The organism is Curtobacterium sp. PhB25 (assembly GCF_004365375.1).
Classification (GTDB): Bacteria; Actinomycetota; Actinomycetes; order Actinomycetales; family Microbacteriaceae; genus Curtobacterium.
Window position 1 is genome coordinate 327,373 of the sequence record NZ_SODR01000005.1, and the last position, 24,961, is coordinate 352,333.

Genomic DNA, 24,961 nt, shown 5'->3' on the forward strand with positions numbered 1-24,961 from the left:
CGCGCGGGCCTACGCCAGCTCGAGCAGCACGTGACCGGACGAGACCGTCTGGCCGACCGGGGCGTTCAGGCCGGTGACGACGCCGTCCTTGTGGGCCTGCACGGGCTGCTCCATCTTCATGGCCTCGAGCACGACGAGCAGGTCGCCCTTCACCACGGTGTCACCCTCGGCGACCGCGAGCTTCACGACGGTCGCCTGCATCGGCGACGCGACGGACCCGCCGGACTTCGCGATGCCGCCCTTGACCGCCGACGAGCGGCGCTTCGGTGGAGCGGAGGGACCGGCCGGACGACGACCGGCGACACCGGCAGCGGCACCGCCACCGACGATCGACGGCATGGTGACCTCGATGCGCTTGCCCTGCACCTCGACGACGACCGAGTCGCGCGAAGCCGGCGCCGGCAGTTCTTCAGGAGAACCGCTCCACGCCGGGATCTCGTTGACGAAGTCGGTCTCGATCCACTGCGTGTACACGGAGAACGGCGAGGAGTCGTCCGTGGCGAACGCCGGGTCCGACACGACCGCACGGTGGAAGGGCAGCACGGTCGGCAGGCCGGTGACCTCGAACTCGGCCAGTGCACGACGCGAGCGCTCCAACGCCTCGGCACGGGTCGCCCCGGTGACGATGAGCTTCGCGAGCATGGAGTCGAACGAACCGGACACGACGTCGCCGCTCACGACTCCCGAGTCGACGCGGACGCCGGGGCCCGACGGCGCGTTGAAGGCGTGCACGGGGCCGGGCGCGGGGAAGAAGTTGCGGCCCGGGTCCTCGCCGTTGATGCGGAACTCGAACGAGTGACCGCGCGCCACGGGGTCGGAGTAGTCGAGCACGCCGCCCTCGGCGATGCGGAACTGCTCGCGCACCAGGTCGATGCCGGTGACCTCTTCGGACACGCAGTGCTCGACCTGCAGGCGGGTGTTGACCTCGAGGAACGACACCGTGCCGTCGGCGCCGATCAGGAACTCGCACGTGCCGGCACCGACGTAGCCGACCTCGCGCAGGATCGCCTTCGACGACTCGTACAGGCGCTCCTGCTGCGCGTCCGTCAGGTAGGGCGCGGGTGCTTCCTCGACGAGCTTCTGGTGCCGGCGCTGCAGCGAGCAGTCACGCGTCGACACGACGACGACGTTGCCGTGCTCGTCCGCCAGGCACTGGGTCTCGACGTGGCGCGGCTTGTCGAGGTACTTCTCGACGAAGCACTCGCCCCGACCGAACGCCGCGATGGCTTCACGCGTCGCCGACTCGAACTGCGAGGCGACCTCGTCGCGCGTCCGTGCGACCTTCAGGCCACGGCCACCGCCGCCGAAGGCCGCCTTGATGGCGACCGGCAGGCCGACCTCGTCGGCGAACGCGATGACCTCGGAGGCGTCCTTGACGGGCTCGATGGTGCCGGGCGCGAGCGGCGCGCCGACCTTCTCGGCCACGTGGCGCGCGGAGACCTTGTCGCCGAGGCGCTCGATCGAGTCCGGCGACGGGCCGATCCAGGTCAGTCCGGCGTCGATGACGGCACGGGCGAAGTCGGCGTTCTCTGCAAGGAACCCGTAGCCCGGGTGCACGGCGTCTGCGCCGGACCGTCGGGCGACCGAGATGATCTTGTCGATGACGAGGTAGGTGTCGGCGCTCGTGGTGCCGTTCAGCGCGTAGGCCTCGTCGGCGAGGCGGGCGTGCAGGGCGTCACGGTCCTGGTCGGCGTAGACGGCGACCGATGCCTTGCCTGCGTCGCGGGCCGCGCGGATGATGCGAACGGCGATCTCGCCGCGGTTCGCGATGAGGACCTTGCTGATACGGGGCATGAGACATCAGCGTATTCGTGCAACGGGAGCACGAATTGACTGGCACCCACAAAGAACCGTGCCGAACAAGTGCGGATGTCTACAGTGACCAGAACTCGTGCCAGCGGACGCCGAAGCCGCGGAGCAGCATCGACCGCAGCACCGGCAGGGACAGCCCGACCACCGCCGACGGCGCCCCGTCGATGCGCGAGATGTACGCCGCCGCCCGCCCGTCGATGGTGAACGCCCCCGCGACCTCGAGCGGCTCGCCCGTCGCCACGTACGCGTCGATCTCCTCGGCGGACAGGTCGTCGGCGAACGTCAGCGCGGCGCTGTCCACGGCGACCACGCGGTCGCCACCGGCGGCCAGGGCCGACCCGCCGGGCGCGACGTCCCCCAGCACCGGCACGCCGGCAGGAGACGTCACCAGGCTGCGGACGGGAGGCGCGGGGCGGGCCGCATCCGGGCCTCCCGTCCGCCCCGTGGCCGGGTCCAGGTCGCGGCGCCGGTCGTCGCGTCGTCGATCGATCACGCAGTGTCCACTCCACAGCGTCCCGCCGCCGGCGGCGAGCATCTGCCGCCAGCGCTCCCGGGCCACCGACGGGTCGTGCGGCTTGCCGTACAGGCGCCCGTCGACCTCGAAGGCGGAGTCGCCGCCGAACACGAAGCCGTCGACCGGCGACCCGGCGACGTCGGCGTCCGCGACGGCTGATGCCTTGGCGACGGCCAGCAGCGACACGAGCTCCGGGCCGGTCAGGTCACGGCCGAGTGCGGCGGCGGCCGCGGACGCCGCGGCGTCCTCGTCGACCCCGGGCGACACGAGCACGGGCTCGATCCCGGACTGGGCGAGGAGTGCTCGGCGGGCGGGGGATGTACTCGCGAGGTACAGACGCATGGGACCATCGAACCATGGGTGAATCCGTCGGAACGCTGCTCGAACTCGACGTCACCGGGATCGCCCACGGCGGCATCTCGGTGGCACGGCACGAAGGCCGGGTGGTCTTCGTCACGGACGCGATCCCCGGGGAGCGCGTCGTCGCCCGGGTGACCGAGGACCGGAAGAAGTCGTTCTGGCGCGCCGACACCGTCAGCGTCGTCACCCCGAGCGAGCACCGCGTCGACCACGTCTGGGCCGAGGCCGCGCTCGACCGCGACCCCGAGACGCGCCCGGGCGGTGCCGAGTTCGGCCACATCGCCCTCGCACACCAGCGCACGCTGAAGCACGACGTGCTCGTCGACTCGTTCTCGCGGTTCGCACACACGGACCTGGCATCGGTGCTCGGCTCGGACGTCGTCGTCGAGGCCGCACCCGGTGACGACGCCGCGAACGGCCTCGGCTGGCGCACCCGGGTCCGGCTGCACGTCGACGAGCACGGCACCGCCGGCCCGTTCGCCGCGCGCTCGCACTCCGTCATCCCCGTCACCAGCCTGCCGCTCGCGAACGACGCCGTGCAGGAGAGCGCGCCGCTCGGCCGTGGCGTGATGCCCGGCTCGTCGGTCATCGACGTGCTGGCACCGAGCGGCTCCGAGGGGGCGCGCCTCGTCATCGACGAGCAGAAGCCCACCGTGGTGACCGAGGTCGTGGGGGAGCGCACCTTCGCGGTGGACGACAACGGCTTCTGGCAGGTGCACCGTGCCGCGGCGTCGGTGCTCACCGAGGCCGTGCAGGACCTGGTCGACCGCGACCGGCTCGACCCCGAGGGCACCCACCTGGACCTGTACGGCGGCGTCGGCCTGCTCGCCGCCGCACTCGGCGACCTCGTCGGCCCGAAGGCGCGCCTCACGAGCGTCGAGAGCGCCGCACGCGCGACCGAGCACGCGCAGGAGAACCTCGCCGAGTGGCTCGGCGCGCGCGCCGAGACCGGCCGGGTCGACCGCTGGCTCGCGAACACGGTGGCGAACGCCTCGCGCGCCGAGAAGGACCGGTTCCGCGCCGGCACGATCGTCCTCGACCCACCGCGCGCCGGTGCCGGTCGTCAGGTCGTCGAGCAGATCGCGGCCCTGCACCCGTCGCAGGTCGTCTACGTCGCCTGTGACCCGGTCGCGCTCGCCCGCGACGTCGCGACGTTCGCCGACCTGGGGTACAAGCTCGAGGCGCTGCGGGCGTTCGACCTGTTCCCGCACACCCACCACATGGAGGCCGTGGCGCGCCTGACGCCCGCGCGCTGACGGGCAACCGGGCGGTTTCGTCCGCGTGGCGCGTCCGGTTTCCCCGGACCTGAGTCCAGCCTGGGTATCCTGGGCGCTGATGGCGATCCGGTTTCAGGGGCCGGGGACGCACATCGGAACGAGAGGCCACAGTGGGAGCAGGAACGACAACCGCAGCCGAGACGTCGGGCACGGCCACCAGGCCGGTCCGGGTCGCGATCGTGGACGACCACGAGTCCGTGCGACTCGGGATCCAGGCGGCGTGCCAGAACGAGGGCTTCGAGGTGGTGCTCACCGCCGCGAGCGTGCCCGAGTACGTCCAGAACCTCGACGGGCGCGAGGTCGACGTCGTCGTCCTCGACCTGTCCCTCGGTGACGGCTCGACCGTGACCGAGAACGTCAAGGGCGTGCAGGGGACCGGCTCCGCCGTGCTCGTGCACTCCATCGCGGACCGCGTCGCCAACGTCCGTGAGGCACTCGCAGCAGGGGCTGCCGGTGTCATCCCGAAGTCGTCCGCCACGAAGACGGTGATGGCAGCGGTCGCCACCGTCGCCCGCGGCGACGTGCTGAACAACCTCGAGTGGGCGAGCGCCATCGACGCCGACCGCGACTTCGCGAAGGCCCAGCTCGGCCGGCGCGAGCGCGAGATCCTGCACCTGTACGCCTCGGGCCTGCCGCTCAAGCTGGCGGCGCAGCAACTCGGCATCGGGTACTCCACGGCTCGTGAGTACCTCGACCGCATCCGCGTGAAGTACGTCGAGGTCGGTCGCCCGGCCCCGACGAAGGTCGACCTCCTGCGGCGGGCGGTCGAGGACGGCATCCTCCCCGGGCTCGACTCGGGCATCGACCCCGACGGTGACGGTCGCTGAACACGATGGCGAGCGCGGCTGAGCCGGCGTCGCGCCGGGGGAGCGGCCCGGGGACCGGTCGGGGGACCGGTCGGTGGTTCGGCCGCGGGTCGGGCGGCGCTGGTGCGGCGTCCGGCCATGCCGGCCGCGTCCCAGCAGGCTCGGGCCGTGCTCCCGGTGGCGACCCGGTCGGATTCGGGGACGGCGCGCCGTTCGGCGCCGACCCGTCGCGCAGCGTCCGCGCGTCGATCACGCAGGCGTCGGTGGAGCGTGCCTTCGCGATCCTGCTGGCGATGACCGCGGTCGGCCTCGGCATCGTCGACACCCCGGCGGTCCTCGCCCAGTTGCCGTACCTCGACCCGTTCTGGGGCCCGGTCGTCGCGATCGCGCTCGGGGCGTCGTTCGTCCTGGTCGGGGTCTCGGCGTTCGTGCCGCGGGTGGCGCAGTTCGCGCAGATCCTCTGCGCCCTGCTCTTCCTGGTCGCGTTGACCACGTGGCCGCTCACGGTGCAGGACTCGATCCCGTCCACGCAGCAGCCGTGGCCGTGGTGGTTCTGCACCGTCGGCTCGACCGCGGCGGCCATGGGCTTCGCCACCTGGCGGGCCACGATCTACACCGCACTCGTGCCGGCGATCTACGTCGTCCTCCGGCTCACCCCGGTCGGCGGCGACGCCGGGCTCGTCCGTGCGCTGCTCGACGGCGTCTACACGGCGCTGCTCAGCGGTGCGGTGCTCGTCATCGCCGTGGTCCTGCGCCGTGCCGCTTCGTCGGTCGACACGGCGCAGTCGACCGCGGTCCGCCGGTACTCGCACGCCATCCGTGAGCACGCGGTCGAGGTGGAGCGCGTGCAGGTCGACGCGATCGTGCACGACAGCGTGCTGACGACGCTGCTCTCCGCCGCGCGGGCCGACACGCTCGAGGCGAAGACCCTCGCCGCCCGCATGGCACGGAACGCCATCGACCACCTCGAGGCCGCAGCGGCCGACGGTCCGGACGACGACACCCCGGTCACGCTCGCCGACCTCCGCACCCGCATCGGCGAGGCGATCGGTGCCCTCGCGGCGCCCGTCCGGCTCGTCCCTGCCCCGTCCGGGTCGGTCCGGCTGCCGGCGTCGGTCGCCGACGCCCTCGCGTCAGCAGCACTGCAGGCGGCCGTCAACAGCGTCCAGCACGCCGGTGGGCCCGACGTCGCCCGGTGGGTCCGCGTCGAGCAGCACGACGACGGCGTGCACATCGAGGTCGGTGACGACGGTCGCGGGTTCGAGGTCGCGACGATCCCGTCCGAACGACTCGGGGTGCGGCGGTCGATCATCGAGCGCGTCGCCGCCGTCGACGGGCGTGCCGAGGTGCACACCGCCCCGGGCGAGGGCACGCGCATAGAGCTGAGCTGGTCGCCGACCACGCCGTCCACGCCCACGACGACGGGAGCCGCAGCGTGAAGGTCTCCCTGCCCGCGAGCATCGCGCTCGGCCTGGCGTCGCTGTTCTCCGTCTACCACCTGGTCCTCGCCGTCGCGTCGCTGCAGCGCGTGCACGACGTCGGCCCCGTGATCGCCTGCATGGTCCTCTACGCCGCGGCCACCGGCACCGCGTTGTTCGTGCCCGGCAAGGTCCTGCCGGTCTGGACGGCGTGCTTCTCGCTCGCAACCGCGATCATGATGCCGCTCGTCGCGGCGCCGGTCGTCGACCTGGCGAAGGGCCCGGGGTCCGCCACGTGGTGGATCGCCGCCGTCGGCACCCTGATGGTCGTGCTCGTCGTGCGGGGACGCGGCCCGTTCGCCTGGGCAGGGGTCCTGTTCCTCGCCGTGTACACGGTCGCCTGGGCCGGTCTCGATGCGCTCGGCACACTCGGGGTGCTCGGCAGCGTGGCCTGGGTCGCGATCGCCACGGTGTTCGCCATCGCCATGAACCGCGCCATCCGGAACACCCGCGAGCTCATGCGCGCTGAACAGGAGACCGCCGACTGGCAGGCTGCGCAGGACGCCCACGTCTTCGAGCGGCAGTTCCGCCTGAGCCAGACCACGCGGATGGCCCTGCCGATGCTGCAGCGGATCATCGACTCGTGCGGTGACCTCGACGACGCGGACCGGGCCGAGTGCCTGCACCTCGAGCAGGCCATCCGCGACGAGATCCGCGGTCGCTCCCTGCTGTCCGAGGACGTCCGCGACGAGGTCATGCGCCTGCGCCGCCGGGGTGCGACGGTGCAGCTGCACGACGACGGCGGTCTCGACGAGCTCGAGGTCGACGACGTTCGCCGCATCCACGCCCGCATCGCCGAGGCGCTCCGCCAGGCCCGCGAGGCCGACAACGTCATCGTCCGCACCGTCAGCGAGGGGTCCGACTCCGCGGTGACGGTCGTCGGGCTCAAGCTCGACACGGCCGCGAGCGAGTCCGCCGCCCTCGGAGCGGGCATGGAGGACGACGACGGCGACGAGGACGACTCCGTGGCCCTCTGGCTCGAGATCCCGCGGCACGAGCCCGCCTGAGGCGCGCTGCGCCCGCTCGAGCTGGCACCTGCGTGCACATCTTGCGACGGACCACGAGGTGATCGACGCGTGGAATGTCGCGAAAGTGGTGCGCGCGGCGGTGGACGCGGGACGCAGCGGCCGGGAGGCACGGGGCGGCGCCGCCACGGGCCTCCCGGCCGCACCGTGGTCGCGCCGGGCTGGCGCCGACGGCTGACGCGACCATTCCGACAACACACGAGTCGTTCGACGCGTGGAGTGTCGCGAATGGGGTGCGCGCGCACGCCCCGGAAACGGGGAACGGGCCGGTCGTATCCGACCGGCCCGTTCACGACCCGAGGCTGAGCGACAACCCGAATGTCGCCCTGCCTCGCAGCGGGCGGTGGCGTCGTACCCTAGTCGGCCACCGACCTGCGATGTTCTTCGTTGAAGGACACCGAACACCAGTAACTATGCCAACCCACAACCGCTGTGTCAGTCGTCATTATGGGGGACAAATTCGGCATTTCCGGTCCTCTTCGGCGTTTCGTGTCCCCCGTGCGAGGGGATACCGACCGGGAAGTGCAGCCTGCAACGTCCGCCGGGTCGGGGACACCAGGGGTACAGGGATGCCAAGGTCCGTCAGCGGAGCGAGCGGCCCCAGGCGCCGGGGCCGTGGTCGAGCGGGCGGCGCAGGCCGCGGGCCGAGGCCTGCCACCCGCTGCGCGGCTCGTCGACGACCTCGGCGCGACCGGCTGCTGCGGCCTCGTCGGCCTGGCGCTGCAGCACGGCGACGACCGCTGCGAGCTCTTCGGGGGTGGGCTCACCGGAGACCACCCGGACGTCGGCCACCGAGGCGGGCTCGTCCGAGGGGACCGGTGCTGCGTGACGACCCATCAGTGCGCACCCATCAGAGGGGGATGTTCCCGTGCTTCTTGGGCGGCAGCGTCGCACGCTTGCCGCGCAGGGCACGCAGGGCCTTGATGACCGAGACGCGGGTGGCGTGCGGCTGGATGATGCCGTCGAGCTCACCGCGCTCGGCCGCCAGGTACGGCGACGCGACGTTGTAGGTGTACTCGTTCGCGAGCTTCGTGCGGACCGCAGCGACGTCCTCGCCGGACTCCTCGGCGCGCTTGATCTCGGCGCGGTACAGGATGTTGACGGCGCCCTGACCGCCCATGACCGCGATCTCGGCGGTCGGCCATGCCAGGTTGATGTCGGCGCCGAGCTGCTTCGACCCCATCACGATGTACGCGCCGCCGTAGGCCTTGCGCGTGATGACGGTGACGAGCGGGACGGTGGCCTCGGCGTAGGCGTACAGCAGCTTCGCGCCGCGGCGGATGACCCCGGTCCACTCCTGGTCGGTGCCGGGCAGGTAGCCGGGCACGTCGACCAGGGTCAGGATCGGGATGCCGAACGCGTCGCAGAACCGCACGAAGCGGGCTGCCTTCTCACCGGCATCGATGTTCAGGGTGCCGGCCATGGCCTGCGGCTGGTTCGCGATGATGCCGACGGTGCGGCCCTCGACCCGGCCGAAGCCGATCAGGATGTTCGGCGCGAAGAGCGGCTGGACCTCGAGGAACTCGCCGTCGTCGACGACGTGCTCGATGATCGTCGTGACGTCGTACGGCTGGTTCGTCGAGTCCGGGATCACGAGGTCGAGCTCGTGGTCGGCGTCGGTGGTCTCGAGCTCCGTGGCGACGTCGTAGGCGGGGGCGTCGGACAGGTTGTTGTCCGGCAGGAACCCGATGAGCGAGCGGGCGTAGTCGAGCGCGTCGGTCTCGTCCTCGGCCAGGTAGTGGGCCACGCCGGAGACCGCGTTGTGGGTCTGCGCGCCGCCGAGCTCCTCGAAGCCGACGTCCTCGCCGGTGACGGTCTTGATGACGTCGGGGCCGGTGACGAACATGTGGCTGGTCTTGTCGACCATGATCACGAAGTCGGTGAGGGCGGGGGAGTACACCGCACCGCCGGCCGCCGGGCCCATGATGATCGACAGCTGCGGGATGACGCCGGACGCCTGGGTGTTGAGGCGGAAGATCTCGCCGTACTTGCCGAGCGCGACCACGCCTTCTTGGATCCGGGCCCCGCCGGAGTCGAGGATGCCGATGATCGGCACGCCCGTCTTCAGCGCGTGCTGCATCACCTTGATGATCTTCTCGCCGGCGACCTCGCCGAGCGAACCGCCGAAGACGGTGAAGTCCTGCGCGTACACGGCGACGTTGCGGCCGTGGATCGTGCCGACGCCGGTGACGACCGCGTCGCCGTAGGGGCGCTTGGCGTCCATGCCGAACGAGGTGGTGCGGTGGCGGACGAACTCGTCGAACTCCACGAAGGAGTTCTCGTCGAGCAGCTGCTCGATGCGTTCGCGCGCGGTGCCCTTGCCCTTGGCGTGCTGCTTGGCGATCGCGGACTCGCCCGCAGCGGTCACGGCTTCGTGGTACCGCTCGCGGAGGTCGGCCAGTCGGCCTGCCGTCGTCGAGAGATCGGGGGTGTCTCCTGAAGTCACCCGCTCACCCTACCGGCGGCGACGTCGGGGCCGGTTGGAGGACCCCCACGGTTCCTGCCCGTACATTTGCGTGCATGTCCACATCCCCGTCGTCGTCGTTCCCCGCCACCAGCGAAGCGGTCCGGTCGACGGGCGCGACCCTCACCGTCCCCGACGAGACCGGCTCGACCAACGCCGACCTGCTCGCCGTGGCACCCGAGCAGCAGCACGGCAGCATGGTCGCGACGCTCCACCAGACCGCGGGCCGGGGACGCCTCGACCGCACGTGGAGCGCACCGGCGGGTGAGGCGCTGGCCGCGAGCCTGCTCGTGCGCGCCGACCTCGCCGACCACGACCGTGGCTGGCTGCCCCTCGTCGCCGGCGCCGCCATGCGTGGCGCGATCGCACGGGTGCTGCCCGCCGGCGCCGACGTCGCCGTCAAGTGGCCGAACGACGTCCAGGTCGCGGGCGACAAGGTGTGCGGCATCCTCTGCCAGGTCGCCTCCGACGGCAGCATCGTGGTCGGCGCCGGCGTGAACCTCACGATCCCCGCCGACCGCCTGCCGACCCCGACGTCGACGTCGCTGCTCGTGGCGGGCGCGGTCGACGACGCCCCCGCGTTGGCCGACGCGGTCCTGTCCGCCTTCCGGGCAGCCGTCCTGGAGGCCGTGGCCGGCCTGGTCGCCGGTGGTCCAGCCGCCGAGTCGGTCCGGTCCCACGTCCGCGCCGCGTGCGGCACGATCGGTCGCCGCATCCGCCTCGAGCTGCCCGACGGCTCCGTGGAGGAGGCCGACGCCACCGGCATCGACGACGAGGGCCGCATCACGATCCGGGATCGAGCGGGTGACTCCAGGGGCGTCGCCGTGGGGGACGTCACCCACCTGCGGTATGCATGACGGCATGACCGCCGAGCCGCCGCCCGAACGCGTCGTCGCTCGCCTGCGACCGCACGCTCGTCGGCTCGTGCGCCCGGCGGTGTTCGTCGTGCTGGTCGTGGTCGCCGGCGGGTTCGGGTTCGGGGTGTTCCAGGCGCAGCTGGCGTGGCTGAACGTCGTCGTCGCTGGACTCGTCGTGGTGCTCGTGGTGTTCGGCGGCGCCGTGCCGCTGTTCCGCTGGATGTCCGAGCGGTACGTCGTCACGACCCGGCGGCTCGTCGTCGTGCACGGGCTCGGCACCCGGACCCGGCAGGAGCTCCTGCACTCCCGCGGGTACGACGTGACGGTGCGCCGGCGTGGGCTCCAGGGCGTGTTCCGCTCCGGCGACGTCCTGGTGTTCCCGGGCGACGACCCCGCCGTGGTGCTCGCGGACGTCCCGCACGCCGACCTCGTGGTGGCCGTCCTGCACGACCTGGTCGAGGCGTACGAGGCCCGGCGGCGGCACCGCGAGCCGGACTGGGACGAGATCGTCGGCGGCCCGGACCGACCGCCGTGGGGCGACGTCCGCGCCTGACGCCGCCGCGACACCCTGGGTGCCGGGGTGCTGGAACTCCCACGAGAAACCGGTACCTTCTTCGTCGTGCGTATCTCTGTCATCGGCTGCGGGTACCTCGGTGCCGTGCACGCCGCCTCCATGGCCAAGCTCGGACACGAGGTCGTCGCCGTCGACGTCGACCCGGCGAAGATCGAGCGGCTCGCTGCCGGCGAAGCCCCCTTCTTCGAACCCGGGCTCCCGGAGATCCTGACCGAGGCGCTCGCGTCCGGCCGGATCCGCTTCACCACCGACATGGCCGAGGTCGCCGGTGCCCGCGTGCACTTCCTCGCCGTCGGAACCCCGCAGAGCCCGACCGGTGCCGCGGACATGACCTACGTGAACGCCGCGGTCGCCGCGCTCACCCCGTACCTGTCCGCCGGCGAGTTCGTCGTCGGCAAGTCGACCGTCCCGGTCGGCACCGCCGCACGCCTCGCCGCCGAGGTGTCCGAGGCCGTGCCCGGGGCGACGCTCGTCTGGAACCCCGAGTTCCTGCGTGAGGGCTTCGCCGTGCAGGACACCATCAGCCCGGACCGCTTCGTCTACGGTGTGCCGGACGGTGACGCCGGGCAGGCCGCCGTCGACGCGCTCGACGAGGTCTACGCCGAGGCGCTCGCGTCCGGCACCCCCCGGCTCGTCGTCAACCTGCCCACCGCCGAGCTCGTCAAGATCAGCGCGAACGCGTTCCTCGCCACGAAGATCTCGTTCATCAACTCGATGGCCGAGATCGCCGAGGTCGCCGGCGCCGACGTCACCGCGCTGGCCGACGCCATCGGCCACGACGCCCGCATCGGCCGCAAGTTCCTGAACGCCGGCCTCGGCTTCGGCGGCGGGTGCCTGCCCAAGGACATCCGGGCGTTCCAGGCCCGGGCGAACGAGCTCGGCGTCGGGGAGTCCCTGGCGTTCCTGGCCGACGTCGACGCCACGAACCTCCGTCGTCGTGCGCACGTCGTCGAGCTGGCGCAGGAGCTGCTCGGCGGGGTCGTCAGCGGCAAGCGCGTCGCGGTCCTCGGTCTGGCCTTCAAGCCGAACTCGGACGACGTCCGTGACTCGCCCGCCCTCGACATCGCTGCGCGCCTGCACGAGCTCGGTGCCACGGTGTCCGCCTACGACCCCGAGGCCGTCGTCACCGCACGTCGCGTGCACCCGGAGCTCGACTTCGTCGAGACGGCGGCGGACGCGCTGTCCGGCGCCGACCTGGTCCTGGTGCTGACCGAGTGGACCGAGTTCCGCGAGCTCGACGCGACCACGGTGGCGTCCCTGGTGTCGAGCCCGGTCGTCATCGACGGCCGCAACTGCCTCGACCGGGACGCCTGGACCGCCGCCGGCTTCACGTACCGCGGCATGGGGCGCTGACGCCGATCGTCGCGGATCGGCTCCGGCGGCTGTCCTCCGGCGTGCTGCGCCCCGCCGGGAGACTCCGCGGGCGCGACTGGGCGACCCCGGTCGTGCTCGCCGCCACCCTGCTCGTCCTGACGGCGTCGGTGGCGCGGACGTTCTCGTCGATGCCGCTCGCGAGCGTCGACGAGTCGGCCCACGTCGACTACGTCCTGCGGGTCTGGCACGGCCAGCTGCCGGTCCTGTCCGACGGCATCCGGTTCCGTCCGGGCTTCGGTGGGACACCGCCCGTCCAGTGGGTCGCACAGCACCCGCCGCTCTACTACCTGCTGCTCGCCCCGGTGATGGGCCCGCTCGTCGACGCCGGGCACCCGGTGCAGGCCGTGGTGCTCGGCCGTCTGGCGAACGCCGTGTTCGTCGCCGCGATCGTGCCGGTCGCCGCGTGGGCTGCGGCCAGGTGCTTCCCCGGGGTCGTGCGGCTCCCGGGCACCATGGCCGTCGTGACCGCGTCGACGAGCGTCCTCGTGGTGCAGGGCGGTGTCGTGTACAACGACTCGCTCGCAGCGCTGACCTGCGCGCTGGCGTGCGGCGTCGCCGGTGCGGCGCTCCGGTCCGGCGTCGGACCGGGGCTCGCCGTGGGCGGAGCGCTCGTGGCGGCGGCCGGCACGACCACCCGCCTGTCGTTCGCCCTGTGGCTCGTGGCGATCGTCGTCGCGTTCGCACTGGCCCGCACGGTCCGGTTCGGCAGGCTCCGCGGTGTCTGGGCCCGCGTCGTCGTCGTGGCGGTCCCGGTGCTCGCCGCCGCAGCCGCCTCCGGGTGGTTCTGGCTGCGGAACCAGGCCCTGACCGGCTCGTTCAGCGGCCGGCCGACCGCCTGGCCCGGGTACACCCCGCGGCCGCACTACTCCGAGGCCGAGGTGGTCTCGATGCTCGGCTTCTGGCGGCAGCTCTTCGCCCTGTACCGCGGCTCGTTGCCGATCGCGAGCCCGCTGCCGTGGGTGCTGCTGCTCGTCCCGGTGCTGCTGTTCGTCGCGGCCCTCGTGCTGCGGCGCCTGCGCCCCTGGGCACCTGCCGACGACGACCGGTGGCCGCGCCGCCTCGTCGTCGCGATGCTCGTCGTGGTCACGCTGCTGTTCGTCGTCGTCGAGATCCGCTACGCCGCCGGGGGCGGCGCACCGCTCAACCGGTACACGCTCACGGTGCTGATGCCGATCGCGTTCGCGATGGCGGCGGGCTTCCTCGCCTGGCGTCGTGCGGCGACGTGGCTCGTGCTGGTGTGGGGTGCCGCGGCCGTCGTGCCGACGGGGTCGCTCGTCCGGTTCGAGGGCTCCGAGCTCGTCGGGCACTCCGGCGCCGTCGTCGTGGTCGCGTTCGCGGCGGCGGTCGTGTGCGCCGCCGGGATGCTGGTGGCCTACGCCATGGCCGCGCGGAGCACCGCCCGGTAGCGCTCGCCGATCCGTTCGGTGGAGAACTCCGCCGCCGACACCACGGCCTGCTCCTGGTAGCGCGCCCGTGCGGCGTCGTCGGTGAGCACTCGCTGCAGTGCTGTCCGCAGCGCGGGGACGTCACCGGGGGGCACGAGGACCCCGGACACGTCGTCCTGCACGACGTCGCGGATACCAGGCAGGTCGCTCGCGACGATCGCGGCACCGACGGCGGCGGCCTCGAGCAGGGTGACGGGCAGTCCCTCTTGGTCGCCGTTCGCCGCGGGGATCGACGGCACCGCCACGACGGTGGCCGCAGCCAGGGTCTCGAGCACCTCGGTGCGCCCGCGCTGGCCCAGGAACGTCACGGGCAGTCCGGCGGCCTGCTGCTCGAGCTGTGCCCGGTAGGGGCCGTCGCCGACGACGGTGAGTCGCCACGGCACGTCCTCGCCGAGTCCTCGCAGCGCCTCGATCAGGTTGCCGAAGCCCTTCTTCTCGACGAGCCGGCCGACCGCCACGACGTGGTGCTCCTGGGCGGGGACGCGGGCGCGGGTGTCACGGGCCGGGCCCAGGTCGACGCCCATCGGGATCACGGTCGACCGGGCCTCGGGCACGCCCCACTCGGTCAGCCGCTCGCGCATCTCGGAGTTCACGGTGGTGACGTGCGCCGAGCGGCCGAACACCCAGCGCTTCAGGCGGACCAGGGGAGCGGCGCGGAGGGCGTAGATGTCCCCGCCGTGCGTCGTGACGACGATGGGGACGCCCGGGGCCGCGAGCGTCGCGACGAGCGCCTGCGGGATCGCCCAGTGCGCGTGGATGACGTCGGGCTTCGCGGAGCGGACCACGCGGCGGATCGCGAACCACTGCGCGAGCACCAGGGCCGGCACCTGCACGATGCGCGACCGGCGTTCCTTGAGGTTGTCGAGGATCGCGCCGTCGGCCAGGTCCTCGAACGCCTTCGGGAAGTACGGGAACCGCCGGACGCCGACGTCGCCGATGCGTTCGGTGGTGGCACCGCCCGGGACCCGCGGCGTGAGCACCATCGTGTCGAACTCGAGGGCCTCTTGGTGCGCGAGGTCGAGCACGAACGCCGGCACGCCGTCGTCCGGACGGGCCGGGAACGTCGAGCCGAGGACGAGCAGGCGGGGGCGGGCGGAGGGGGTGGGGCGGGACATCGTGCCTTTCCGGGGGTCGCGGGGGACGGTCCGGTAGGCTCTCCACCCGTGCGCGTTCTGATCCACAATAGCGATTCGCCCCACAACCGCGGGGACCGGGCGATCCTCGCCGGCAACGTCGAGCTGGTCCGCAGGCGGTGGCCGGACGCCGAGATCGTCTCCCTGTCGCAGTACCCCGAGCGGGACGCTGCGTGGTTCGGGATCCGGTTCCTGCCGGTCTCGCCGTACAGCACCGGCATCGGCGACCTGTTCGCCCTGCTGCGTGCCGCGCGCAGCGCCGACGTCGTCCTGTGGGGCGGCGGCGAGATCCTCAAGGACTACACGAACAAGCTCGGCCTCGTGTACTGGTTCGGCAAGATGCTGCTCGTCCGCGCGGTGAACAAGAACCTGATCGGAGCCTTCCAGGGCATCGGTCCGACCACCGCCGGCGTCAGCAAGCGCCTGATCCGCGCCACCGTCGACCTGTGCCGCTCGTTCGCCGTCCGCGACGACGAGTCCCGCGAGAAGCTCCTGGCGTGGGGCGTCCGCACGCCGATCGTGTCGTCGTTCGACCCGGCCGTCGTCGGGACCGTCACCACGCCCGACGCCGACGTGCTCGAACGGCTCGAGCGCACCACCGGACTGACCGCCGAGCGCCTCGAGGGCTCGATCGGTTTCGGCGTCCGCCGCTGGTTCCACTACAAGCGCAGCGGCTGGATCCCGTTCCGCTTCCTGCCGAAGCGCTTCCGGCAGACCGGCGTCGACAGCGACAAGCTCGTCACCTACCGCCAGGCCGTCGCCGACCTGGCCGACCGCGTCATCGACCGCTGGGACGCCGACGTCGTGTTCTACCCGATGCACATGGAGGCGTCGGAGGGCGACGCCGCCTTCGCCCGCGAGGTCATCGCCCTCATGCGGCACGCCGACCGCACCCACGTGGTCGAGGCCGACGAGTTCTCGCCGTCCGAGTACGCGGGCCTGATGTCCCGCAGCCGCCTGTTCCTGGCGAGCCGCCTGCACTCCGCGATCGTCGCGACCATCGCCGGCGTCCCCGCCGCGGTGCTCTACTACGTCGACAAGGGCCGGCTGTTCTTCGAGCAGATGGGCCAGCAGGAGTTCTCGAAGCCGATCGAAGCAGCACTCGAGCCGACGTTCGTCGACGACGTGACGGCGCAGCTGGAGCGGCTCGACGCCGACCGCGACGCGGTCCGCGCGCAGCTCGCCGAGGGCGTGGCCCGGATGGCGACCGCGCTCGACGCCGACTTCGCCGAGGCGACCCGCGACGTCCGCTGACACCAGCGGCTCGCGATCGTGAGCCGATGACGGACGGGAGGCCCGTGGCGACACCGCCACGGGCCTCCCGTCCGTCCGGGCGAAGCTCGCCGGCGCGTGGTGCGTGGGCTGCGCATCGTGCGTGCGTCGTCGTCCGGTGCGGGCTTGCCCGCTTGGTGCGTGTTTGTGTGTCGGCACGGGGCGTGCAACGGCGCACCGGGTGTCGGAGTCCGCACCGTGCGGCGGACGGGAGGCCCATGGCGCGCGGGCTGCGCATCGTGCGTGCATGGTCGTCTGGTGCGGGCTTGCCCGCTTGGTGCGTGTTTGTGTGTCGGCACGGGGCGTGCAACGGCGCACCGGGTGTCGGAGTCCGCACCGTGCGGCGGACGGGAGGCCCGTGGCGCGCGGGCTGCGTACCGTGCGTGGTTGGTCGTCTGGTGCGGGCTTGCCCGCTTGGTGCGCGGTTGTGTGTCGGCACGGGGCGTGCAACGGCGCACCGGGTGTCGGAGTCCGCACCGTGCGGCGGACGGGAGGCCCGTGGCGCGCGGGCTGCGCATCGTGCGTGCCTCGTCGTCCGGTGCGGGCTTGCCCGCTTGGTGCGCGGTTGTGTGTCGGCACGGGGCGTGCAACGGCGCACCGGGTGTCGGAGTCCGCACCGTGCGGCGGACGGGAGGCCCGTGGGGACACCGCCACGGGCCTCCCGTCCGTCATCCGAACCCGCTCAGGGCGTGACGCGCGTCACTCGGTCTTGGCCGCGAAGCGCTTCAGGTAGGTGATGTTGTTCCGGTAGACGTCCTGGTCACCGGGGAGCACCCCGCTGGACGCCCACTGCCAGAACGTCCACTTCGACCAGCTCCGCCCGAGCGTGCCCGGCGTGGTGAAGTCCTTGACCGGGTAGATCGCGACGAACAGCGGGTTCTGCGAGAACTGGTTGCTGTTGTTCGTGCAGCGCTTCCACCAGTCGGTGGTCGTGTAGATCGCGGGGTAGCGGTGGATCTTCTTGTAGACGGTGTTCGAGAAGTCCTTGATCCAGCTGCGCATCTGGCCCCAGGTCTTGCCGTAGCAGGTGCCCTGGGCCGCGCTGCCGTACTCGATGTCGAGCAGGGGCGGCAGGGTCTTGCCGTCCTTACTCCACTGCCCGCCGTGCGCGAAGAAGTAGTTCGCCGTCGCGGCGCCGCTCGCCTGGCTCGGCTGCGCGTACACGTAGCCGCCGCGGTACAGGTTCCGCTGCTTGGCGGTGGCGTACTGCTGCTTGTAGGTCGAACTGACGTACGAGGTGCCCTCGGTCGCCTTGACGTAGGCGAACCGGGCGCCGTTGCGGTACGCCTGCAGGAAGTTGACGCTCGGCTGCCACGCGCTGATGTCGAACCCCTGGACGCGTCCCGGTGGTGGGCCGGACGCGGTGGCGGCGGAGGAGGTGCTCAGCGACTGGGCGCTCACGCCACCGGCGGCGCTGTCCGGCGCGGAGACCGTGACGTGTGACTCTCCGGCGTGGGCGGCGATGCCGGCCCCCATGGTGTGGTTCCCGGTGCGGTCCATCTCGGCGATGGAGAGCTGCTCGGCAGCGGGTGCAGCGGGTGCAGCGGCAGCCGCGGGTGCATCGGATGCAGTGGGGGCTGGGGTCGCCGCCGCTGTCGTCGTCGCAGTCGGTGCCGGCGTGGCCGGGGCGGTCTCGGCGACCGCCGTCCCGCTGCCGAAGGTGATGGCCCCGGCGACGGCGGCAGCGGTGCCGAGTCCGAGGATCTTGGTGATCGGTGCGCGCATGTGGTCTCGTCTTCCCTGTCGAGATGCCGTGGGCCCCTGATCACCCACGCCGCGGTCCGAGCGATGCTACCTGGCGAGCGACCGTGCTGTCCGCCACGCGCAGGACGTCAGCGCGCGGTGCGGCTGCTCGCGTCGGGGGTGGCGGCGTCGCTCTCGACCTCGGGCAGACGGCCGCGGTGCGAGACCTCGGCCGTGGCGTGCTTCTGCCGGCGGTTCATGAAGTTGCGCTCGACGAGCCACCAGAAGCCGATGCAGATGCCGATCACGACCGGGATCACGACGAACACCATCATCAGGAACTGGTACTTCGGGTACAGGCCGAGGGGCAGGAGCAGCAGGTTGCCGAGGCCCAGCAGCGGGCTGTGGAACAGGTAGATCGAGTACGACACGAGACCGGCGAGCACGAACGGCTTCCACGCGAAGAAGCGCGCGAGCCAGGTGTGGTTGCCGGTGACCGCCTGGCGTCCCATCCAGGTGAGCAGGATGCCCGCGAGGATGCCGGTGACGACCTCGGACGGCCAGGTCTGGTGCTGCCAGTAGTCGCGGTTGCGGAAGAACACGAGCAGGGTCCCGAGGGCCATGGCGCCGACGAACGCGCCGCTCGCCCACCGCGGGCCGCCGAGCTTCGAGCGCTCGCGGACCACGCCCGACAGGTGTTCGTCGCGCGCCTTCACGGTCAGTTCGGCGGCGAGCATCCCCACCGCGAACAGGCCGACGAACCACGGGTGCATGAACGAGTAACGGCTCTCGGCGCCCATCCACATGCCGATGAGGACCAGGCTCGACGCCGTCGCCCACCCGCCGAAGACCCGCCACAGCGGCAGGATCAGCAGCGGCATCAGGAAGTAGATCTGCCACTCGACCGCGACCGTCCACATCGGGCCGTTGATCTTGCCGATGTACTGCGGGAAGAAGTCGTGCACCAGGAAGAAGTGCGTCAGGAACGTGCCCCAGCCCATCGGCAGCTTCGTGTCCCACTGCGTGCCGCCGGGCTGACCGAGCACGGGGACGAACAGGATCAGGAGGGCGAACAGCACGAGCGACGCCCAGTACGGCGGGATGATGCGGCGGGCGCGACGCCAGACGAACTTCCAGAACCCGCCGGGCAGACGGTAGCGGTCGAACCGGGTGAGCACCGGCAGCATGAGCACGTAGCCGGACAGCACGATGAAGAGCGGGACGCCGAGGTAGCCCCAGCCGATGATCGGGCGCAGCCAGGGCAGCTCGGTCGGGCCGGTGCCGGTCGTCCCGGTGAAGAGGTACGCGTGGTAGAAGACCACCGCGAGTGCGGCCAGCCCCCGGAGTCCGTCCAGGTAGGGGAACTCGAGTCGGCCGCCGGCGCGTGGCGCGGGGGCAGCGGAGTCGGCTGCGGGTACTGCGGCGCGGGTTTCGGTGGCCAACGATCGTCCTCGTGGTGGTCGGAGCGGGGTCGCAGGCAGTCTCCCACACGCTGACCCGGCGCCGCGATCAGGCACCCTGTGCCTGGTGTTTCGGTTCGGATGTCATGATGAAGCACGTGACCTCGACGAGCGCAGCCGCAACGCAGATCACCCACGATCCCGTCCACCGGCGTTCGGGGGCGGTTCCGAGGAGGTTCAAGCACGTCGTCGCGCCGGTCATCCTGGCGGTGCTCGTCGTCGTGGGCGTCGCGCTCAGCGCCGCCGTGGCGTACCACAACCGCCTCGGGGTGACGAACGTCGACGGCATCTCCTACATGGGCATCGCCCGCGAGTACGCGAACGGCTGGCTGCCCGACGCGATCAACGCCTACTGGTCGCCGATGGTGTCCTGGATGATGGCGCCGTTCATCGCTGCCGGCCTCGGCATGCAGACGGCCTTCGCGGTCGTGAACTGCTTCGCGGTCGCCGTCGTGCTCGGCGTCGGTGGCTGGCTGGTGTGGTCGCAGAACCACCGCATCGTGCCGGCCGTCCTCTTCATGGTCACTGCGATCCCGGCGCTGATGAGCGCGGTGTCGGTGCAGACCCCCGACCTGCTCGTCGTCGCGTGGGTCGTCGGCTACCTGTGGGCGCTCCGGTGGGCCGACCAGGCGTTGCACGGATCGACGCGGGCGCGGCTGGTCTCCGGCGGGGTGCTCGGCGCGGTCGCGGCCATCGGGTACTTCGTGAAGCTCTTCCTGCTGCCGGTGGCGGTCGGCGCGGTGATCCTGTGGCTGCTGCTCCGGGTCTGGTCCGCACGACGCCGTCGTGAGCCGGTGCTGCACTGGTGGACGTCGCCCGTGGCCACGATCGTGGTCTTCGCCGTCGTCATCGCACCGTGGGTCGGTGCCCTGACCATGAAGTACGGGTCGCCGACCCTGGGCTCGTCGCTCTCGGTGAACATCGGCTCGAAGTTCGACGACGGCGGGCGCGCGACCGACTGGCCGTTCCTGCCCGTGCCGCCGAACTCGCACGCGTTCTCGCCGAACGAGGACTTCACCCCGTCGGTCTACAAGCAGGGCCCGATGGAGAACCCGGACCCGTCCGTGGTGCCGCCGACGACCGAGTCGACCACCGAGGACACCGCGCCGAAGGTCACCAAGGACTCCGGCATCGCTGCCCGCGCCGGCTACTACCTGCACGAGCGCATGCTCGCGCTGCCGTACTACCTGCAGAAGATCAGCACGTTCGCGCCGTTCGCGGCACCGATCGCCCTGCTCTTCGCCGCCGCCCTGGTGATCGGCGTGGTCCGGTTCCGCCGGTACGCGTTCACCTGCATCGTCGCGGCGACGACCCTGGTCTACTTCGTCGGCTACGGCATGATCACGTCGTCGTCGAGCGGTGGCGGGAACGCGCGCTACTACTGGCCGCTGTTCTACCTGACGGCGATGATCGGCGCGCTCATGCTGCCGGCCGTCTGGCGGTTGGTCCGACGACGCGGCGTGGTCCGGACGATCGTGGCGTGCGTCGCGATCGCCGTCGTCCCCGTGGCGTCGTTCACGCAGAACTGGATCGGGTCGCCGGCACCCTTCTACCCGTCGGTGAACCGCACCGAGGCGCTCCGTGTCACCGGCCCGACCGACGTCCCCGAGATCGTGCGGCTCGCCGACCAGATCCGGGCGAGCGGAGCCCTGCCCGAGGACGCCACCGTCATCGGCTCGAACTACCGGTCGCTGTCCTCGTTGGCGTTCTTGACCGACACGCGTGTGTACGGTCGTTCAGGTCAGGGCTACACGTACCACTCGGACGCGATGCGCAAGCTGTTCATCGACGAGGGCGTGCAGTACTTCGTGCAGTTCGACCCCGCCAACGCGCCGGCACGCGACTACTCGATGGCGGGGAAGCTCGTCGGCACGTACAACGCGACGATCTCGTGCAGCGCCGACCGGTCCACCGATCCCGAGATCCCCTGCCGCGTCCAGATCGTGAAGTTCGCCAAGTAGCAGCCGCTCCAGGGAGCGCGCCACACCAGCGTCTACGATGACCTGGTCCCGAAGCCCGGCAGGAGACCACGTTTGTCAGGAACCACCAGCGACACCCCCGCGCCCGAGGGGAAGCGTCCGCCGACCTGGCGACGGTTCCTCGGCAAGGCGATCCCCATCGTCTTCTACGTGCTGCTCGCGGTCTTCCTCGTGCTGTACGTGCGGAGCGTCGACTGGGGGCAGCTCGCCGGGCTGGACTGGCAGTGGGGCTGGGTGATCCTGGCGACCGTGATCAGCCTGGGCTTCCGCTACTGGGGCGTCGGCATCTGGTTCTACCTGCTGCGGCGGCTCGGGGCGACCGGCCTCAAGGGCAGCGGCGTCACGCTGACCTACGTGTACGCGAAGTCCTGGATGGGCCGCTACATCCCCGGGGCCGCGACCTGGATCATCGGCAAGGTCTACTTCGCCTCGAAGCACGGCGTCTCGAAGGCCCGGCTCGGCGTCAGCGGCCTGCTCGAGGGCGCGCTGCAGATCGCCGCCACCCTCGCCCTGGCGCTCGTCCTGCTGCTCATCGACCCCCGCACGCACGCGCTCAGCCCGTGGCTCATCGCGTTGATGATCGCGGCGTTCGTCGCCTGCGTCGTCTGCCTGATCCCGCGGGTCTTCGTGTTCCTGATCGGCATCGCGCTGAAGATCCTGCGTCGCAAGCCGCTCGAGGCCGACGTACGCCCGAACCTCGGCACCGTCCTCGGCGGTGCCGGTCTGTACGTCGCCGGTGCGATCCTGTCGGGTACCGCGTACTACTTCATCACCCTCGGCGTGTACCCGTCGCTGAAGCTCAGCGACGCGGCGTTCGTCATCGGTGCCGCGAGCATGGCCTCGGCGATCAGCATGCTGGCCGTGTTCGCCCCCGGCGGCCTCGGCGTCCGCGAGGGCGTGCAGGCCCTGCTCCTCACCCTCGTCATGCCGCCGGGGATCGCCCTGGTCGTGGTCGTCGTCACCCGCGTGTGGAGCCTGGCGGTCGACGGCCTGTTCCTGCTCTGCGCCGCAGCACCGACGTGGTTCCGCCGTGGTCGTCCGACCGACGACCCGTCGGCCGTCGAGGGCAGCGCCCCCGCCGCCTGACGCGCACTTCGTGAGCAGGAACGGTCGGGTCCGCGGTGCGCGACCCGACCTTTCCTGCTCACCATCCGGGGGCACGCGACGCGCGTGACGACCGAGCCGGGAGGCCCGGTGCCAGCTGGCACCGGGCCTCCCGTCCGTCTGGTGGGGCGTCCACCCCGTCAGCCGCATGCCCGACGTGTGGTCACGACATGCCGCGCGCTGCCCGCCGAGGGGTCACGAGCTGTCGCTCGTGCGCCCGCGGGCCGACGATTCGTGCCCGTTCGGCGGCGGCACCCGCGCGTGTCAGGGGGCGGGAACCGTCGTCGGGAGCACCACCCGACGGTCGGCACGGGCGACCTGGACGACCGACGCGACCAGGCCGATGGCCACCAGCGCGACCACGGCCACGAGCACTGCGGGCGGCACCGGCCCGATCTCCGTGTAGCGGAGCAGCCCGCGCCCCGTCACCGGGAACAGGGCGGCGTTCCAGAACCACGCCGACGCCACCGCGAACCCGTACACACCCACGGCGGGCAGCAGGACGGCCAGCGCCACCGCGACCCACGAGCGTGCGCGTCCGGCGGGCACCAGGCGACGCCAGGCCAGGGCGCTCAGCACGATCAGGCAGACGATCGCGGGGAAGTAGTAGCGCCCCTGGGTCGCGGCGACCTCGGTGGTGGTGAGGTACGAGTGCGCGCTCGTCCGGTTCTGGATGCCGATGAGCAGCGCCGGGAACACCGCCAGACACAGGGCCACCCGTAGGTCGGGTCCGCGCCGGAACGCCCAGCCGACGAGCACGACGAGCGCGATGACCGTCAGGACGGCCGTGAGCAGGTCGCCCATGCTGACCTGTGCGCGACCGCCGAAGCTGCCCCAGAACGTGCGCGCGAGCGTGCCCCAGCTGACGTCGAGGAAGTGCCCGAGCGTCGGGTGCTCGCCGGGCGGGAAGTCCTTGGGCGGACGCATCGCCGTGTAGCCGTTCGGCTGGATCCGGCCGTAGGCGAACCAGTTGTGCACCCACCACCACGCCCCGATGCCACCGGACACGGCCATCGTCACCACGGTGCGGACCACCCGTTGCCGCAGCGACAGCACCCCGGCGCCGGCGAAGAGCACGACCACCGCCACGAACGGCACGGCGGGCAGTCCGGTGCCCTTGATCCAGACCAGGGCGCCGAGCACCACCGCGAGCGCGATGGTGGTGCGCCACCGGGTGTCACCGGTGAGCAGCCGGGTGGCGAGCCACACGACGATCCCGGCGACGAGCAGGACGGGGGCGTCGTTCGAGAACGAGGAACCGATGGACGCGAGCTCGGGCGTCGCGAACACGGCGAGCCCACCGACGAGCGCGGCCCGCGGCGACCGGGTCACCCGGCGGACGGACGCCCACGCCAGCAGCGGCAGTGCGGTGACGGCGAGGACGTCGGCGAGCCGCAGCGCGGTGAACGCCCGGTCCCACCGCAGGTCACCGAAGTCCACGGCACGGAGCACGGCGGCACCGGCGAGGTAGGCGGTCGGCGGGTGCTGGGTCATCTGGTTGACGGTCGACGACGGCCCGGGGGCGTTCTGCAGCAGCTCGCTGACGGTCGACCACTCGCTGGACGGCTTCGTCGCCTGCTCGACCTTCGCGGCCTGCACCGCGTTGGTGACGTACAGGTCGCCCGGGGCGGCCCAGGCGTCACCGAGCGCGACGTGCACGGCGGCGTCGATGTGCGCCGTCTCGTCCGGGGCCTCGAAGACCGGGACGATCAGCGCCCAGGCGACGAGCCACAGGCCGAAGGTCGCCGTGACGACGGCGATCGCCACACGCTCCCAGCGGGCGGTGCGGGGTGGTGCGGTGGTGCTGGTGGTGGTCTCGTGGGCCGTCACCCGGTCGAGTCTAGGGCGCGCCCCTCGGGTGAGACGTCCGCGGCCGCGGGCTCGGAGCCGGTCCGCTCGGGGTGGTACACCCACACCTTGTAGAGCCAGAAGCGGAACACCGTGCCGAGCACCAGGCCGACGATGTTCGCGACGTTGTCGGCGAATACCGACGTCAGTCCCATCACGTAGTGGGACACCCCGAGGCACGCGAGCGCGATGACCATGCCGCCGAGCGAGACGACGACGAACTCGATGCCCTCGCGGGTGGCGACGGCACGGCGCTGCTCGCGGAACGTCCAGTACCGGTTGCCCATCCAGTTGACGAAGATGGCGATGACGGTGGAGATGACCTTCGCCCAGAACGGCCCGGAGTGCACCTCGTCGGGGTTCAGGACGGTGATGCGCAGCACGTTGAACACCGTGGTGTCCACGACGAAGCCGACGGCACCGACCACGCCGAAGCGTGCCAGTTGGGCAATGAGGCGCCGCACGTGCCCTCCAGGATCCGTAGAGTTGTCGCGGG

20 protein-coding genes are annotated in these 24,961 nt (G+C 71.8%); 11 read left to right on the plus strand and 9 right to left on the minus strand.

Going from position 1 to position 24,961, the window contains the following annotated elements; all coding sequences use genetic code 11:
• Nucleotides 1-9: 9 nt before the first annotated feature.
• Nucleotides 10-1,794 (minus strand): biotin carboxylase N-terminal domain-containing protein, encoded by a 1,785-nt coding sequence (locus EDF51_RS12325; protein WP_134195046.1) that lies wholly within the window; start codon nt 1,792-1,794, stop codon nt 10-12.
• Nucleotides 1,795-1,873: 79 nt separating this feature from the next.
• The gene (locus EDF51_RS12330; RefSeq protein WP_134195048.1) at nt 1,874-2,668 is read right to left on the minus strand and encodes a Maf family protein; all 795 of its coding nucleotides are present in this window, start codon (nt 2,666-2,668) and stop codon (nt 1,874-1,876) included.
• A 14-nt stretch (nt 2,669-2,682) separates the two neighbouring features.
• Between EDF51_RS12330 and EDF51_RS12335 the strand changes: the two genes are divergently transcribed.
• The 4 genes from EDF51_RS12335 (at nt 2,683) to EDF51_RS12350 (ending at nt 7,254) form a co-directional block, all read left to right on the plus strand.
• Nucleotides 2,683-3,942, plus strand: coding sequence for a TRAM domain-containing protein (locus tag EDF51_RS12335; RefSeq protein WP_131845634.1), 1,260 nt, complete (start codon nt 2,683-2,685; stop codon nt 3,940-3,942).
• Nucleotides 3,943-4,073: 131 nt separating this feature from the next.
• Complete coding sequence (locus tag EDF51_RS12340; RefSeq protein ID WP_111086608.1) at nt 4,074-4,790, plus strand: response regulator transcription factor; 717 nt, start codon at nt 4,074-4,076, stop codon at nt 4,788-4,790.
• A 5-nt stretch (nt 4,791-4,795) separates the two neighbouring features.
• The gene (locus EDF51_RS12345; RefSeq protein ID WP_134195050.1) at nt 4,796-6,208 is read left to right on the plus strand and encodes an ATP-binding protein; all 1,413 of its coding nucleotides are present in this window, start codon (nt 4,796-4,798) and stop codon (nt 6,206-6,208) included.
• Nucleotides 6,205-7,254 carry a hypothetical protein gene (locus tag EDF51_RS12350; protein ID WP_123292196.1) on the plus strand — a complete coding sequence of 350 codons (1,050 nt, stop codon included), beginning with the start codon at nt 6,205-6,207 and terminating at the stop codon, nt 7,252-7,254. Before EDF51_RS12345 ends, EDF51_RS12350 begins: the two co-directional genes overlap by 4 nt.
• Nucleotides 7,255-7,854: 600 nt before the next feature.
• On the opposite strand, the gene EDF51_RS12355 is transcribed toward EDF51_RS12350, so the two are convergent.
• Together EDF51_RS12355 and EDF51_RS12360 are read right to left on the minus strand one after the other, a co-directional pair.
• Nucleotides 7,855-8,109, minus strand: coding sequence for an acyl-CoA carboxylase subunit epsilon (locus tag EDF51_RS12355; protein ID WP_134195052.1), 255 nt, complete (start codon nt 8,107-8,109; stop codon nt 7,855-7,857).
• 13 nt (nt 8,110-8,122) lie between these two features.
• Complete coding sequence (locus EDF51_RS12360; protein WP_134195054.1) at nt 8,123-9,718, minus strand: acyl-CoA carboxylase subunit beta; 1,596 nt, start codon at nt 9,716-9,718, stop codon at nt 8,123-8,125.
• Between the two features lie 74 nt (nt 9,719-9,792).
• On the opposite strand from EDF51_RS12360, the gene EDF51_RS12365 reads away from it, so the two are divergent.
• From EDF51_RS12365 to EDF51_RS12380, 4 genes are all read left to right on the plus strand, one after another.
• Nucleotides 9,793-10,593 carry a biotin--[acetyl-CoA-carboxylase] ligase gene (locus EDF51_RS12365; protein ID WP_134195056.1) on the plus strand — a complete coding sequence of 267 codons (801 nt, stop codon included), beginning with the start codon at nt 9,793-9,795 and terminating at the stop codon, nt 10,591-10,593.
• A gap of 4 nt (nt 10,594-10,597) precedes the next feature.
• On the plus strand, nt 10,598-11,146 hold the full coding sequence (locus EDF51_RS12370) for a PH domain-containing protein (RefSeq protein ID WP_165901355.1): 549 nt from the start codon (nt 10,598-10,600) through the stop codon (nt 11,144-11,146).
• A gap of 66 nt (nt 11,147-11,212) precedes the next feature.
• Nucleotides 11,213-12,520: a UDP-glucose/GDP-mannose dehydrogenase family protein gene (locus EDF51_RS12375; RefSeq protein ID WP_134195058.1), complete on the plus strand. Its 1,308-nt coding sequence runs from the start codon at nt 11,213-11,215 to the stop codon at nt 12,518-12,520.
• 41 nt (nt 12,521-12,561) lie between these two features.
• Nucleotides 12,562-13,947, plus strand: a complete 1,386-nt coding sequence (locus EDF51_RS12380; RefSeq protein ID WP_134195060.1) for a hypothetical protein — start codon at nt 12,562-12,564, stop codon at nt 13,945-13,947.
• Here EDF51_RS12380 and EDF51_RS12385 read toward each other — a convergent pair.
• Nucleotides 13,914-15,101 (minus strand): glycosyltransferase, encoded by a 1,188-nt coding sequence (locus tag EDF51_RS12385; RefSeq protein ID WP_134195062.1) that lies wholly within the window; start codon nt 15,099-15,101, stop codon nt 13,914-13,916. The genes EDF51_RS12380 and EDF51_RS12385 overlap by 34 nt on opposite strands.
• A 48-nt stretch (nt 15,102-15,149) precedes the next feature.
• Here EDF51_RS12385 and EDF51_RS12390 point away from each other — a divergent pair, with 48 nt between their 5' ends.
• Entirely contained in the window at nt 15,150-16,373 is a 1,224-nt protein-coding gene (locus EDF51_RS12390; protein WP_165901171.1) for a polysaccharide pyruvyl transferase family protein, read from the plus strand.
• 717 nt (nt 16,374-17,090) lie between these two features.
• On the opposite strand, the gene EDF51_RS12395 is transcribed toward EDF51_RS12390, so the two are convergent.
• Together EDF51_RS12395 and EDF51_RS12400 are read right to left on the minus strand one after the other, a co-directional pair.
• Nucleotides 17,091-18,116, minus strand: coding sequence for a GH25 family lysozyme (locus EDF51_RS12395; RefSeq protein ID WP_134195066.1), 1,026 nt, complete (start codon nt 18,114-18,116; stop codon nt 17,091-17,093).
• A 107-nt stretch (nt 18,117-18,223) separates the two neighbouring features.
• Nucleotides 18,224-19,516, minus strand: a complete 1,293-nt coding sequence (locus EDF51_RS12400; RefSeq protein ID WP_165901172.1) for an acyltransferase — start codon at nt 19,514-19,516, stop codon at nt 18,224-18,226.
• A gap of 107 nt (nt 19,517-19,623) precedes the next feature.
• Between EDF51_RS12400 and EDF51_RS12405 the strand changes: the two genes are divergently transcribed.
• Together EDF51_RS12405 and EDF51_RS12410 are read left to right on the plus strand one after the other, a co-directional pair.
• Nucleotides 19,624-21,495: a hypothetical protein gene (locus EDF51_RS12405; protein WP_134195068.1), complete on the plus strand. Its 1,872-nt coding sequence runs from the start codon at nt 19,624-19,626 to the stop codon at nt 21,493-21,495.
• Between the two features lie 72 nt (nt 21,496-21,567).
• Nucleotides 21,568-22,599 carry a lysylphosphatidylglycerol synthase domain-containing protein gene (locus EDF51_RS12410; protein ID WP_165901173.1) on the plus strand — a complete coding sequence of 344 codons (1,032 nt, stop codon included), beginning with the start codon at nt 21,568-21,570 and terminating at the stop codon, nt 22,597-22,599.
• 282 nt (nt 22,600-22,881) lie between these two features.
• On the opposite strand, the gene EDF51_RS12415 is transcribed toward EDF51_RS12410, so the two are convergent.
• Complete coding sequence (locus tag EDF51_RS12415; RefSeq protein WP_134195070.1) at nt 22,882-24,447, minus strand: DUF2142 domain-containing protein; 1,566 nt, start codon at nt 24,445-24,447, stop codon at nt 22,882-22,884.
• A complete protein-coding gene (locus EDF51_RS12420; RefSeq protein WP_133938391.1) occupies nt 24,444-24,929 on the minus strand; it encodes a GtrA family protein in 486 nt (161 codons plus the stop codon). Before EDF51_RS12420 ends, EDF51_RS12415 begins: the two co-directional genes overlap by 4 nt.
• Between the last annotated feature and the right edge of the window lie 32 nt (nt 24,930-24,961).